The organism is Desulfoplanes sp. PS50 (assembly GCF_053851535.1).
On the sequence record NZ_JBSPZA010000018.1, the window covers coordinates 58,861 to 71,376 of the forward strand.

Genomic DNA, 12,516 nt, shown 5'->3' on the forward strand with positions numbered 1-12,516 from the left:
CACGGGCAATTGGCGGGTTCAAGCCTCACGGGTGCACGGGTTGAATATGGGGAATAAACCAACATTAACAGACAGCATTGTGCCTGTACAACAGATTCAGACCATGATTTTTACCATTCGTGGTATTCAGGTGATGGTGGATCGTGACTTGGCAACGGTCTACGATGTTGGAACGAAAGTCCTCAATCAGGCTGTAAAAAGAAATATTGAGCGTTTTCCTCAGGAGTTTCGGTTTCAACTCACGGAGCCAGAAAAAATGGAACTGGTCACAAATTGTGACCGGTTCAAATCGTTGAAGCATTCAACCAGTAATCCGTATGTGTTTACCGAACAGGGTATATCTATGCTTTCTGCCGTGCTCCGAAGTGAGACGGCAATCAAAATCAGTATCAAAATCATAAGTGCCTTTGTGGAAATGCGGCATTTTATTCAACAAAATGCCAGTGTTTTTGCCCGGATGGACCATGTTGAACGCCGCCAGATTACATTTGAATCGGAAACGGAAAAAAATTTCGAGAAAGTTTTTCAAGCATTGAAGGCAAATGACCCACCCAGACAGGGTATTTTTTACAAAGGCCAAGTGTACGATGCCTACACCTTTGTTGCTGACTTAATCCGAAAGGCGAATAACAGCCTGACTCTGATTGACAATTATGTAGATGATACCGTTCTCACTCTACTCAGTAAACGGAAAAAGTGCGTCTCGGCGATCATTTACACGCAAATGATTTCGAAACAGCTATCCCTTGATCTCCCCCTGTGCCAGGGAGGTTGTCGCCTTTTCTGAAATTCACCTATGGGGGCCAACGAAACAGTGTCTGCCCCCCGGGTACACGAAAGGTTTTAAATAAAAACTGCCTTTATTTCGTATGTTTCGTATGTTTCGTTGGCAAAAAAATCCTTAGCTGGCGGGTCTTAAGCTGCTGTATGATCTTGCTGAAAAGGCAGATCTGATTTTGGACGAAGCCCATATTGAGATTCTTGAGGTAGTAACAGATTTTAACCTCGAAGCACGCTATCCTGACGAGAAATTTTCATTTTACAAAAGATGTACAAAAGAGTTTACAAAAGAACATCTTGATAAAATTGAGGAAGTGAAGACATGGCTTCTACAAAAGATAAGATCATCAGGGATATCAGAAGATACATCGTCGAACTGAACAGGCATGGTATTGTCGTCCAGAAAACCATGCTCTTTGGTTCCTGGGCCAAAGGTTCTGCCCGTGAAGAGAGTGATGTCGATATCGCCCTGGTTTCGTCTTCATTTTCCGGTGACCGGTTTCAGGATCGGCGCAAAATCGTTCCCTTGAGGCGGCGTATCAACAATAACCTCGAGCCGATTCCTTTCAGCCCGGAATCGTTTGCCGAGGGTGGAAGCCTTGTGGATGAAATCAGTGAGCATGGAGAGGAGATCGTATAGCCGCTTGAGGTCTTGAAAATCCCCAGTGTCTGCCCCCCGGGTACACGAAAGGTTTTAAATAAAAACTGCCTTTTTTCGCATGTTTAGCTGGCAAAAAAGTCCTTTAGCTGTTCCTTTTTTCAAAAAATCTTTTAGCTGGAATAGATAGTCCTCATGAAAGCAGTCATCCTTGCCGGTGGATTCGGCACACGTATCAGTGAAGAGACCCATCTTCGTCCTAAGCCTATGATTGAGATAGGCGGGAAGCCCATTTTGTGGCATATCATGAAAATTTATTCCCATCATGGGATTAAGGATTTCATTATCTGTCTTGGCTACAAGGGTTATTACATTAAAGAATATTTCGCCAACTACTTCCTGCATATGTCCGATGTCACTTTTGACATGAGCAAGAATACCATGGAAGTACACCACAATCATTGTGAGCCGTGGAAGGTTACCCTGGTCGATACGGGGCTCAATTCCATGACCGGTGGCCGGCTCAAAGGGGTGGCTGATTATCTTGATGACGAGCCCTTTTGTTTCACCTACGGAGACGGCGTGGCCGATGTGGATATTTCCGCACTCATTGCCTATCACAAACAGCAGGGACTCTTGGCCACCATGACCGCTATCCAGCCTCCCGGGCGTTACGGGGCCTTGGAGATGGAAGGGTGCAACATCCGTCGATTTCAGGAAAAACCCAAAGGTGACGGCGGCTGGATCAACGGCGGTTTTTTTGTCCTTGATCCCAAGGTTATCAACTACATTGAAGACTCCTCTATTATGTGGGAAAATGAACCTCTGGAGCGTCTGGCAGCTGAATCACAGCTCTGTGCTTATAAGCATGAGGGATTCTGGCAGGCCATGGATACGTTGAGGGATAAAACGAAGCTTGAAGGCCTGTGGGAAAAAGGAACTGCGCCCTGGAAGGTCTGGGAGAAATAAATGGCTGCTGATACCATTCTGTTTGGGGATATATACCGCAATAAACGTGTTCTTGTGACCGGGCATACGGGATTCAAAGGTTCCTGGATCTGTGCATGGCTGACGTCCATGGGGGCGGATGTTCTTGGGTTTTCTCTGGCTCCGAACACGAAGCCGAACCATTTCTCTCTTCTTGAACCGGACCTGGCAATGCAATCTGTTCTTGGAGATATCCGGGATCTGGATGTCCTTAAAAAAACTTTTGCCGAATTTCAGCCGGAAATTGTTTTTCACTTGGCAGCCCAACCCCTGGTCCGTCTCTCCTATGATCAGCCCATTGAAACCCTGCATACCAATGTTATCGGCACAGCCAATGTGTTTGAGGCCTGCCGCCATACCCCTTCCGTGCGGGCCATTGTCAATATCACCAGCGACAAGTGCTACGAGAACCGGGAATGGGTCTGGGGATACAGGGAGAATGATCCCATGGGCGGGTATGATCCCTATAGCGCATCCAAGGGGTGCGCCGAGCTGGTCACTTCTGCATACAGGAACTCATTTTTTCATCCAGATACCTATGGAAAGGATCACCACGTGCTTTTGGCCAGTGTCCGTGCCGGGAATGTCATCGGCGGTGGGGACTGGGCCATGGATCGCATTGTCACCGACATGATGGAAGCCGCCAATCGGGATGAATTCTTTCCCATCCGTAATCCCGGAGCCACCAGACCCTGGCAGCATGTGCTGGAGCCGCTTTCAGGTTATTTGCTTTTGGGACAGCGTTTATTGGAAGGCAAAAGTGACTGTGCCGGAGCATGGAATTTTGGGCCCAACGATGACGGAGCCATAACTGTTCTCGAAGTGGTCAATGCTATGCAGAAGCGGTGGTCGCGGGTTCACTATGTTGTCCAGCAAAGCGAACACCAACTCCATGAAGCGAACCTGCTCAAGCTCGACTGCTCAAAGGCCAGAATGCAGTTGCACTGGAAAGGGATCTGGGACGCAGACACGACATTTCAAGAGACCGCAGAATGGTATCGTACCTTCTATGAGCAGGATCGCTTGCTTACATTACGACAGTTGGATACCTACGTCCACGATGCTCTTGCTGCGGGAGCAGGATGGGTTGAATCAATGACGGATCGTGACTCTGCTGGCCAGGACGGAAACGATTGAACAGGAGGCAAGCCATGGACGCTGTACGACAAATAGTGGATCGAAAAAGCATCACCTGGAATGATGTATAAAACAAGGATGCAAAATGAATACGATACGATTTTCTTCGACAGTTAAAAATGGTGTTATTCAGGTTCCTGAAGAATACACGGATCTCGAGAACATAACGGTTAAAGTTACGCTGCATACCGTCTCAAATAAAAATAATGAAGAAAAACAATTCATCGATGCTACGTACAACAGCGTAATCGAAGACGATAGTGTGGAAGATACACTTTGGAGCAAGTACCTATGATTGGCGAAATGTATATCTATGCGGTTCCTTTTGCTGATAAACCCAAATTGTCGAAACCCCGTCCTGTCATTTTGCTTTCCGAGCCGAACAGTCATGGCGATATTCTGGCCATTGCAGGCACAAGCAAAAAAACGAATTGGGCAGAGGAAACACGAGTTTTTGAGGTGTCGCCTTCTTTTTTGCTTGAAACCAGGCTGACCGATGAAACCATTTTTCCCCTGTCAAAACAGATTTTAATCAGTCAGGAAAATCTACGCACCTGTCTTGGTCGTCTCATTCCTGAAAAAATCAAGGAACTGCTTAAAGCTGTAAGCTTGCATCATACCGAATTGTATTATCAGGCCGTTCATCAGGAAAGCCAATCCCAGCCTTTTCTTCCCGGCACTTCCCGGGTCAATTACGCCGGTCGGGTTTTCGACGAATCCGAGATGTGTAATCTGGTGGATTCCTCCCTTGAATTCTGGTTGACCTACGGCCGATATTCTAAAGAATTTGAAAACCGTTTGGCCGAATTTCTGGGCATCAAATACGCCTTTCTGGTCAATTCCGGCTCCTCGGCAAATCTGTTGGCCTTCATGGCCCTGACCTCACCGCTTCTCAAGGACCGGGCCGTCAAGCGGGGCGACGAAGTCATCACCGTGGCCGCCGGATTTCCCACCACCGTGGCCCCCATTATCCAGTACGGTGCTGTTCCGGTGTTCGTGGATGTGGACCTGACCACCTTCAATATCGATGTCTCCAAGCTGGAAGCCGCCCTGTCTCCCAGAACAAAAGCCGTAATGCTCGCCCATACCCTGGGCAATCCCTTTGACATCCAGGCCGTCAAATCCTTTTGCAAGACCCACAACCTGTGGCTTATCGAAGACAATTGCGACGCACTCGGTTCTACATACCAGGGCAGATATACCGGCACCTGGGGGGATATCGGCACCTCCAGTTTTTATCCGCCTCACCATCTGACCATGGGCGAGGGCGGGGCCGTGTACACAGACAACAAGCTCCTCAAGAAGATTATCCTGTCCATGCGCGACTGGGGGAGGGATTGCTGGTGCGAAAGCGGAGTTGATAATACCTGCGGCTGCAGGTTTTCCAAGCAGCACGGAACCTTGCCCTTTGGATACGACCACAAATATGTGTACAGCCATTTCGGCTACAACCTGAAGCCGACCGACATGCAGGCCGCTATCGGCTGCGCCCAGCTCGATAAGCTGGAGTCCTTCACGGCCAGACGCAAGGAAAACTACACCCTCCTGCGCACCGGCCTGGCCGACCTGGATCGCTTCTTTCATCTCCCCGAACCCACCCCGAACAGTGACCCCAGCTGGTTCGGCTTTTTCCTGACCCTCAAAGAGGGTGTCCCGTTCACCAGAAACCAGATCGTGGAGCACCTCGAAGCCGCCAACATCCAAACCAGAAACCTGTTTGCCGGAAATATTACCCGGCATCCCTGTTTCATGGAGTTGCAGAAAGGAAAGGATTATCGGATTGCCGGGAAGTTGAAAGTGACGGACAAGGTCATGAACGATAGCTTCTGGATTGGGGTGTATCCGGGGATGAAGGAAAAGGCGATTGATTATATGATTCAGACAATCAGGGAATATGTGGGGCAGTATGCAGATAAATGAAATCGATATTCCAGGATGCTTTGAAATAATTCCAAGGCGATTAGAGGATAGCCGGGGCGTATTCGTTAAAACCCTTCATGAAGAAATATTTGTGGATCGTGGCTTGCCGACAGATTTTGCCGAAGAGTATTATTCCAAATCGTATCAGAATGTGCTCCGGGGCCTGCATTTTCAGACTCCCCCACATGATCATGTCAAAATGGTTTATTGCGTTTCCGGAACTATTCTGGATGTTATCGTGGATCTGCGTGTCGGCTCACCAACCTTTGGGCAGCACAAGAGCTTCGAACTGAGTGATGTCACTGCCAGAACACTTGTATTGGCTAAAGGCATTGCTCATGGGTTTTATACGATGAGTCAGGAAGCTATAGTCATGTACAAAGTGAGTACCGTTTACGCCCCTGAACATGATACAGGCATTTTGTGGAATTCGTTGGACATCCCCTGGCCAACCAAGGCCCCTCTTCTTTCTGACCGCGACAAAGGATTTCCTGCCTTTCAGGATTTTGACTCACCCTTTGCATACCAAAAGTCATAACCATGTCCAAAACAGCGTTGATTACCGGTGCAACCGGATTTGTGGGGTCTCATCTGGCACGCCGTCTGGTTAAAGATGGGTGGACTGTTCATGCCATTGTTCGCAGCTCTTCAAAACGTGATCTGATTCACGATATCGAAGATTCTATTTATTTTCACATCTATAATGGCACGGTTGACTCCATGCAGGAAATTTTTGCTGAAAGTCGTCCAGATACAATATTTCACTTGGCTTCTCTTTTCCTGTCCCAACACCAACCGCAGGATATCACGGCCCTGATTCAGAGTAATATAACCTTCGGAACTCATTTAGCCGAAGCAGCCGTTGCCAATGACTGTTTTCAATTCATCAATACCGGCACTTCCTGGCAGCATTACGAAAATGAGGACTACAACCCTGTCAACCTATACGCTGCAACCAAACAGGCTTTTGAAGATATTCTGAAGTATTATGTCGAGGCTCATGCATTGAAGGTGGTTACTCTCAAGCTGTTTGATACGTATGGACCTGATGATCCTCGCCCTAAGTTGATGAATCTATTGAAGCGGGCTGCTGAAACCGGGGAGACTCTGGAGATGTCGCCAGGGGAGCAGTTGATTGATTTGGTGCATGTGGATGATGTGGTGGAAGCTTTTTGCACTGCTCAGGAACTGATTGGTAAAATGGATGGGTCAGTGATGAATGACTACGGAATATCTTCTAACAATCCAAGATCATTGAGAGATATTGTAACAGAAATTGAAAATGAGCTCGGCAAGAAAATTACAGTGCACTGGGGTGGAAAACCATATCGGATCAGAGAAGTAATGATTCCATGGAACTCAAGTGATAGTATTCCTGGTTGGTTTATAAAAGATAAAAATTTTATTCGATAACTATGTGTAAATTTACGATAGCAATACCCGTGTATAATGGGGTTAAAAATGTTGCCGACTCCATAGAGTCAGGAATTCGTCAAGACTATAAATTTGATTTTGAAGTCTTGGTTGTTGATAATAATTCCAATGATGGAACAAACAAAATTTTAGACAACTATTCAGATGAAATTGAAATAGTAAAAAATGTAAAAACTGTTTCAATGTATGAAAATCACAACGTTTGTTTGGAAAAAGCAAAAGGGGATTATGTTCTTTTTTGTCATTCTGATGATATTCTTCACAAAAATGCTTTGAGTGTTTTGCATAAAGAACTATCCGTATACGATTTCCCAGATAAGTTTGTCATTTGGGGAAGAAGTATGTTCAGGGATTATGGGGCAGCATATCAGAGGGCCGGTGGTGAGATTAACAAAATTATTGCGGGGATGAATAGCGCTAAAACTTTTATGTATGGTGGCCTTACCCCATCCGGAACCTGTTATAGCCGAAAATCTTTTTTAGAGCTAGGCGGTTTTCTCAACTGTAACCATCGTTTGTCCCCGGCAGATTGGACAACGATGATGATGCTTGCTCTTGAAGGGTTTGAATTTAAGATGATTGATAGGCTTTATTTTCAAAGAACATTTGCTTCAACTCTGGTAACTGGAACTGCTCAATCTGAAGTTCGGGCCTCTTTGATTGACGCAATAGCGGAATTAGAGAAAAAACTGCCTAAAGAAAAACTTGATCGATTGATCGATATTTCGCAGGAAATGAGTCTTCCCCCTTTCAGTTTTTATTATGGGTGTGTCCAAAATGGCATAGCTTGTGATCGGATCAGGAAAATTCTGATCAAGAAATTGATCAGGCGTCCGATACTGTTGGGAAATAGATTTGTAGGAAGAATTTTTTTAGGGCTTGAATAGAATTGATCTGATTTATGCCAAACAACAAACCACATAAAGCAATCAAGGCCACAGTCTGGTCAGCTTTCGGTGTCTATACCAATCGCTTTCTTGCTTTGGGGATTGCCGCTGTTTTAAGTCGGCTTTTATCCCCGGAAGATTTTGGAACCATCGCCATGGTTACCGTTATTTCCGGTTTTATGAGTATTTTCGCCGATGCCGGAATTGGAAGTGCTGTTGTTCAGTTTCGAGATTTCAAGGGTAAGGACCACCAGTCCCTTTTTAGTCTCTCTCTCTTGCTGGGGGTGTTCCTAGCCGGACTGCTGGCATTTGGCAGCACGTTTGTGGCGGTCTTTTTTGACAATCCGGACCTTCAACCGGTGGCCGCGGTGATGGCGTTGGCATTTCCTTGTTCTACGCTTGGAATTGTACCCCGTGGACTGTTGCAGCGGGACATGCGGTTTCGGGAAGTCGCTGTGGTCAATATTATGGCGGCTTTTGCTGCCGGTATTGTCGGGATTGTCATGGCGTTTACCGGGTGGGGCTATTGGGCTCTTGTTGTGCAAACGTTAACCAATAGTTTTTTGTCCAGTCTTGCCTTCCTGATCCTAGCGAAGCTTTCGCCGATTCCGTATTGGGATTTTGCGGTTATTCGGAAAATTTTCAGCTATTCAGGCAACCTGACGTTGTTCTCTATGATCAACTATTGGGCCAGAAACCTGGACAATCTGCTGATTGGTAAATTTATCGGCTCTGCACCTCTCGGCTTTTACAACCGGGCCTATCAGCTAATGATGCTCCCGCTCTCGATGTTGACGTCGGTTATCTCTCCGGTTCTTCATTCTGCTCTGGCTGAGAAACAAAATGACATCTCCGCCATGTATCGAGGATACCAGAAGGTGATCCGACTGATTGCTCTGGTCAGTATTCCGGGTATGTCGTTTGCCGTGATTATGGCACCGGAATTGATTCGTGTCGTTTGGGGAGATCAGTGGGATCAGACGATTCCTGTTTTTGCGATCCTCGGGCTCAACGGCTTGTTCCAACCGATCATGTCCACGACAGGAACTGTTTTTTTAGCTCGAAATAAGGCAAACTGGTTATTTCGTTCGGGTATTATTTCGACAATTTTGTACTGTACCGGTATAGTTATGGGGCTCCCATACGGGATTGTCGGCGTGGCTGTCGGGTATACAATTGCAAGTAATTTATATGTTATTCCTTTGATGTTTTTTATTTTTGTAAAATTATTGCATGGAAAATTTATCGATTTTGTAAATGCAATACGGTTTCCGTGCCTGTTTTCGATACTTTTTTCACCTATAGCTTTTGGATTATCTGAGATAGTTAGAAATAATCTGAACGATATATATGCTTTGACCGTGGTTTTTATATTTTCGGTTGCTGCATATATTTTTGCATTGTTTTTTTTCGAAAGAAAGCTCTTTAATTTGGGCGTCCGCTATATTCCGTTCGTCAATAAGTGTTTTCACGTAGTTTGAATGTGATGTACGTCATTATATGATATTGTTGCAGCTGTAAGGTCTGAATCGTTGAAGCATGGTCCTTTCGAATGGGCAACTTTATCGGACTAAATATATACCGAGGGAAGACTTTCGTGGTCAACTAGTGATGTTCAAGGCGATTCATCTACGTGATCAATCAAAATTATATGACTAAATATTTTCAGAAAGCGCAGGCAATAGAAAAAGAAATTGCAAAATATTGCCACTATGGTGCAGAATTGGTCATGGGGTCTGACCCCTCGAAGCTACTGATTTTATGAGATTTATGTACCTAAAAAGGCCATTTTTTGGCGTTAGAATCAATAGCATCAGTTATAAGTGGTAATAAGCATACAAAATATATGACGATTTAGTTAAATTGGCCGCGTGGGAACAATTCCTGCCTGGATTTCACGCCGGAGGGGGTAGGCCCTGTGGGGCGCATTCGCCAACAAAATTCAATCCGTTCATGAAAATAAATGCTTCGACCCATAAGATTCTTTGTTCCTGGACACGTGAGGGCATAGAGATGCGGATTCCCCCTGTGCCAGGAAAGATGTCGCCTCAATTGATCACCCATAAAAGGGGGCTTTTTGAGGTAGCCAGGCACCAACGAAAAGGGCAAAGACAGGGGGCCAACGAAACAGTGTCTGCCCCCGGGTACACGAAAGGTTTTAAATAAAAACTGCCCTTTTTCGTAAGGGATTAAGGTGACAACGTCCCTGATACAGGGGGTACCATGAATGAAATCGTTCCTTTGGAGAACATAGCCGCTCTCATTTATTTTGTTCGCGGACGGAAAATCATGCTGGATCGCGATTTGGCCGTTCTCTATGGGGTTCCAACAAAACGGCTCAAGGAGCAGGTGCGCAGGAATATTGAACGATTCCCTGATGATTTTATGTTTGACTATTTCGAGGGGTCAGACCCCACGGGGTCGCCAAAAAAAAAATTAGCTGGTCAATGAGGCGTTTGCTGGTTTCAGTGATGTAGGCTCTAAGAGGGCAATATGATCAAAACTCTGTCGATAAACGGTTTCAAGACCCTCCGGGATTTTTCCATTGATCTCGGTGTTGTCAACGTGTTTATTGGTGCCAACGGGAGCGGGAAGAGCAATATTCTGGAAGCTCTCGGGGTGTTATCCGCTGCGGCATCCGGGAGAATTGACGATGAATCTCTCATGCGTCGAGGTGTGCGTCCCGGGTTGCCACGTTTGTATAAATCTTCGTTCAGGGGTGATCAAACCCCTCCACACATCACCCTGGATGCAGACTCCATGGCAGCTGCCGACTATCGTGTCTCACTTCTTAATCCTTTAGACGACCCCAAACCGAGCTGGGAGTTTAAGACAGAAACCCTGCAATATGATGGGATCAAGCTCGTTAGTCGAGGAGTGCGCCAGAAACGTCAATACGATCCCGCATTGGGGCTGGCCGCTCTTAAAGCGGTCGAGTTGGAGAGGGAGAATCCGGCATCGAATTTGTTGCGTGAACTCAGTGAGTACGCCATCTATTCGGCAAACACACCAGCCTTGCGCGGGGTCGTCCCCGATCCTCAGACCAGAGAACCCTTGGGCCTTTCCGGTGGAAGGCTGGCTGGTGCGGTAGCCTCATTGCAGAAACTTGGGGATAAGGATGAGCGTATCGAAGAGGCTCTGGACGAACTGCTTTTTTGTCTGGATTGGGTGGCAAGGTTCGATACAAGCCAGAGTGCTTCGGAGCTGCTTTCTCCCTCTATTCCCCAGCCGAAGCAGATTTTGCGTTTCACGGACCGGTTTATGGTGGGGAGTCGCAATACCCTTACAGGCTACGATGCGAGCGAAGGCGCGTTATATATTCTCTTCGCAGCCGCCCTTACACTCTTGCCCAGTGCTCCGTCCCTGTTGGCTATCGACAATCTGGACCAGGCTCTCAATCCCCGGTTGATCAAAAAATTGACATCGCTTCTTTGTAACTGGGTACTTGAAGGCGACAGACAACAGCTGCTTTGTACGACGCATAATCCTGCAGTCATTGACGGGCTGGATCTTACGGATGATCGTGTACGATTGTTTGCGGTAGACCGGGATCAGATTGGTCATACCCATGCACGTAGAGTCGAGTTGACAGCGGATCTTTTTTCCCTTGCCGAAAAGAATGAATGGCCGTTGTCCAGATTGTGGATGATGGGACATCTTGGAGGTGTTCCCAATGTCTGAACTCCGGATAGGGCTTGTAGTTGAGGGAGTGACGGACGCCATTGTCATTGAAGCCGGCCTGAAAAGACTTCTGAAGTGTCCTTTTATTCTGACCTCGTTGCAGCCGGATACGCCTCCGGGCGTTCAGGGAGAAGGCTGGGGCGGAATTTATCGATGGTGCAGGCAGGTAGGGGCTGTTCCGGGAAACACTCTGCTGGAATCTCCGTTGCTGCAAAACTTTGATCTTCTGATCCTGGCCATAGACGCCGATGTCGCTTCCAAAACCTACTCATCGGCAAATATTCAAGATCCTCTATCCGATGATTTGCCCTGCGAGCAGGCGTGCCCTCCGGCTTCGGATACTACGGAGAAGCTTGAAGCTGTGGTCGAGCACTGGCTGTCACCCGTTCAGATTGATACCAGAACTGTTCTCTGTATTCCTTCGAAATCCATTGAGTCCTGGGTCGCAGCGGCTCTGTATGCCGAATCCGATTCCGGCTTTCCGGATATGATAGAATGTTTCTACGATATTTTGCAATACATGCATGCCAAACCCGCCAGGGAAAGACTTGTCAGTAGTAAAGATGGGCGATTGAGAAAGAGAAAAAAGCAGTACAAGCTGGCTCAGCGCGCTCTTGTTGAGAGATGGGATACCGTTGAAAAGTTTTGTACCCAAGCGCTCAAGTTCAGGGCTTCTCTGGAAGGATGTGTGGAACAGATTCTTTGATGACAGCAGTGTTTGCTTTGTGAGCAAGCTGGGCGTGAAGGAAAAACCTGCGACCTATGGCTAGGTTGAGTCGGTTTCTGAAAATTCCCTGGAATGGGGGATTTTTAACGAGTCTGAATTATAGTAATTCGTCATTCATTTCGGATAGTTGATGTATTTTGAGCCGAACCCGGTTGATTCTAAGGCCAAAAAACAGGCTTTTTCGAAGGATAAAATCAAGGATAACGGTGAGTTCGAGGGGTCAGACCCCACGGGGAAAATAAAGGGCAGAAACTGGAACAGTTTTACATTGCTGATTTTGTCGTAAACGGATCGGTAATCGTTGAAATCAAGGCTGTTTCCGAGCTTGCTGCAGAGCACAAGGCCCAATTGCTCAACTATCTTCA

14 protein-coding genes are annotated in these 12,516 nt (G+C 46.7%); 13 read left to right on the forward strand and 1 reads right to left on the reverse strand.

Annotated elements, in window-relative coordinates; all coding sequences use genetic code 11:
* Window positions 1–46 precede the first annotated feature (46 nt).
* The 13 genes from ACTVJH_RS09465 to ACTVJH_RS09525 all read left to right on the forward strand — a co-directional run bounded on the left by ACTVJH_RS09465 (window position 47) and on the right by ACTVJH_RS09525 (window position 12,130).
* Window positions 47–787, forward strand: a complete 741-nt coding sequence (locus tag ACTVJH_RS09465) for an ORF6N domain-containing protein (protein ID WP_455989748.1) — start codon at window positions 47–49, stop codon at window positions 785–787.
* A gap of 315 nt (window positions 788–1,102) precedes the next feature.
* The gene (locus tag ACTVJH_RS09470; protein ID WP_455989750.1) at window positions 1,103–1,420 is read left to right on the forward strand and encodes a nucleotidyltransferase domain-containing protein; all 318 of its coding nucleotides are present in this window, start codon (window positions 1,103–1,105) and stop codon (window positions 1,418–1,420) included.
* A gap of 153 nt (window positions 1,421–1,573) precedes the next feature.
* On the forward strand, window positions 1,574–2,347 hold the full coding sequence (rfbF, locus tag ACTVJH_RS09475) for a glucose-1-phosphate cytidylyltransferase (protein WP_455989752.1): 774 nt from the start codon (window positions 1,574–1,576) through the stop codon (window positions 2,345–2,347).
* On the forward strand, window positions 2,348–3,502 hold the full coding sequence (rfbG, locus tag ACTVJH_RS09480) for a CDP-glucose 4,6-dehydratase (protein WP_455989754.1): 1,155 nt from the start codon (window positions 2,348–2,350) through the stop codon (window positions 3,500–3,502). It begins immediately after the preceding gene.
* Window positions 3,503–3,587: 85 nt separating this feature from the next.
* Window positions 3,588–3,797: a hypothetical protein gene (locus ACTVJH_RS09485; RefSeq protein ID WP_455989756.1), complete on the forward strand. Its 210-nt coding sequence runs from the start codon at window positions 3,588–3,590 to the stop codon at window positions 3,795–3,797.
* Window positions 3,794–5,422: a lipopolysaccharide biosynthesis protein RfbH gene (gene rfbH, locus ACTVJH_RS09490; protein WP_455989758.1), complete on the forward strand. Its 1,629-nt coding sequence runs from the start codon at window positions 3,794–3,796 to the stop codon at window positions 5,420–5,422. Before ACTVJH_RS09485 ends, rfbH begins: the two co-directional genes overlap by 4 nt.
* Entirely contained in the window at window positions 5,409–5,960 is a 552-nt protein-coding gene (gene rfbC, locus ACTVJH_RS09495) for a dTDP-4-dehydrorhamnose 3,5-epimerase (protein ID WP_455989760.1), read from the forward strand. The genes rfbH and rfbC overlap by 14 nt, the downstream gene beginning before the upstream one ends.
* Before the next feature lie 2 nt (window positions 5,961–5,962).
* A complete protein-coding gene (locus tag ACTVJH_RS09500) occupies window positions 5,963–6,835 on the forward strand; it encodes an NAD-dependent epimerase/dehydratase family protein (RefSeq protein ID WP_455989762.1) in 873 nt (290 codons plus the stop codon).
* A 2-nt stretch (window positions 6,836–6,837) separates the two neighbouring features.
* Window positions 6,838–7,743 carry a glycosyltransferase family 2 protein gene (locus ACTVJH_RS09505; RefSeq protein ID WP_455989764.1) on the forward strand — a complete coding sequence of 302 codons (906 nt, stop codon included), beginning with the start codon at window positions 6,838–6,840 and terminating at the stop codon, window positions 7,741–7,743.
* Window positions 7,744–7,757: 14 nt separating this feature from the next.
* Window positions 7,758–9,224 carry a lipopolysaccharide biosynthesis protein gene (locus ACTVJH_RS09510; protein WP_455989766.1) on the forward strand — a complete coding sequence of 489 codons (1,467 nt, stop codon included), beginning with the start codon at window positions 7,758–7,760 and terminating at the stop codon, window positions 9,222–9,224.
* 742 nt (window positions 9,225–9,966) lie between these two features.
* Window positions 9,967–10,194: an ORF6N domain-containing protein gene (locus ACTVJH_RS09515; protein WP_455989768.1), complete on the forward strand. Its 228-nt coding sequence runs from the start codon at window positions 9,967–9,969 to the stop codon at window positions 10,192–10,194.
* 42 nt (window positions 10,195–10,236) lie between these two features.
* On the forward strand, window positions 10,237–11,424 hold the full coding sequence (locus tag ACTVJH_RS09520; protein ID WP_455989770.1) for an AAA family ATPase: 1,188 nt from the start codon (window positions 10,237–10,239) through the stop codon (window positions 11,422–11,424).
* Entirely contained in the window at window positions 11,417–12,130 is a 714-nt protein-coding gene (locus ACTVJH_RS09525; RefSeq protein WP_455989772.1) for a hypothetical protein, read from the forward strand. The genes ACTVJH_RS09520 and ACTVJH_RS09525 overlap by 8 nt, the downstream gene beginning before the upstream one ends.
* Window positions 12,131–12,265: 135 nt before the next feature.
* Here ACTVJH_RS09525 and ACTVJH_RS09530 read toward each other — a convergent pair.
* Window positions 12,266–12,516, reverse strand: a 251-nt coding sequence (locus tag ACTVJH_RS09530; protein ID WP_455989774.1) for a hypothetical protein, incomplete at its 5' end; no start/stop codon positions are given.

What these genes read in the sequence shown, in the direction of transcription:
- ACTVJH_RS09465 (WP_455989748.1), top strand. Translation starts at nt 47, where the DNA reads ATGGGGAATAAACCAACATTAACAGACAGCATTGTGCCTGTACAACAG.
- ACTVJH_RS09470 (WP_455989750.1), top strand. Translation starts at nt 1,103, where the DNA reads ATGGCTTCTACAAAAGATAAGATCATCAGGGATATCAGAAGATACATC.
- rfbF (WP_455989752.1), top strand. Translation starts at nt 1,574, where the DNA reads ATGAAAGCAGTCATCCTTGCCGGTGGATTCGGCACACGTATCAGTGAA.
- rfbG (WP_455989754.1), top strand. Translation starts at nt 2,348, where the DNA reads ATGGCTGCTGATACCATTCTGTTTGGGGATATATACCGCAATAAACGT.
- ACTVJH_RS09485 (WP_455989756.1), top strand. Translation starts at nt 3,588, where the DNA reads ATGAATACGATACGATTTTCTTCGACAGTTAAAAATGGTGTTATTCAG.
- rfbH (WP_455989758.1), top strand. Translation starts at nt 3,794, where the DNA reads ATGATTGGCGAAATGTATATCTATGCGGTTCCTTTTGCTGATAAACCC.
- rfbC (WP_455989760.1), top strand. Translation starts at nt 5,409, where the DNA reads ATGCAGATAAATGAAATCGATATTCCAGGATGCTTTGAAATAATTCCA.
- ACTVJH_RS09500 (WP_455989762.1), top strand. Translation starts at nt 5,963, where the DNA reads ATGTCCAAAACAGCGTTGATTACCGGTGCAACCGGATTTGTGGGGTCT.
- ACTVJH_RS09505 (WP_455989764.1), top strand. Translation starts at nt 6,838, where the DNA reads ATGTGTAAATTTACGATAGCAATACCCGTGTATAATGGGGTTAAAAAT.
- ACTVJH_RS09510 (WP_455989766.1), top strand. Translation starts at nt 7,758, where the DNA reads ATGCCAAACAACAAACCACATAAAGCAATCAAGGCCACAGTCTGGTCA.
- ACTVJH_RS09515 (WP_455989768.1), top strand. Translation starts at nt 9,967, where the DNA reads ATGAATGAAATCGTTCCTTTGGAGAACATAGCCGCTCTCATTTATTTT.
- ACTVJH_RS09520 (WP_455989770.1), top strand. Translation starts at nt 10,237, where the DNA reads ATGATCAAAACTCTGTCGATAAACGGTTTCAAGACCCTCCGGGATTTT.
- ACTVJH_RS09525 (WP_455989772.1), top strand. Translation starts at nt 11,417, where the DNA reads ATGTCTGAACTCCGGATAGGGCTTGTAGTTGAGGGAGTGACGGACGCC.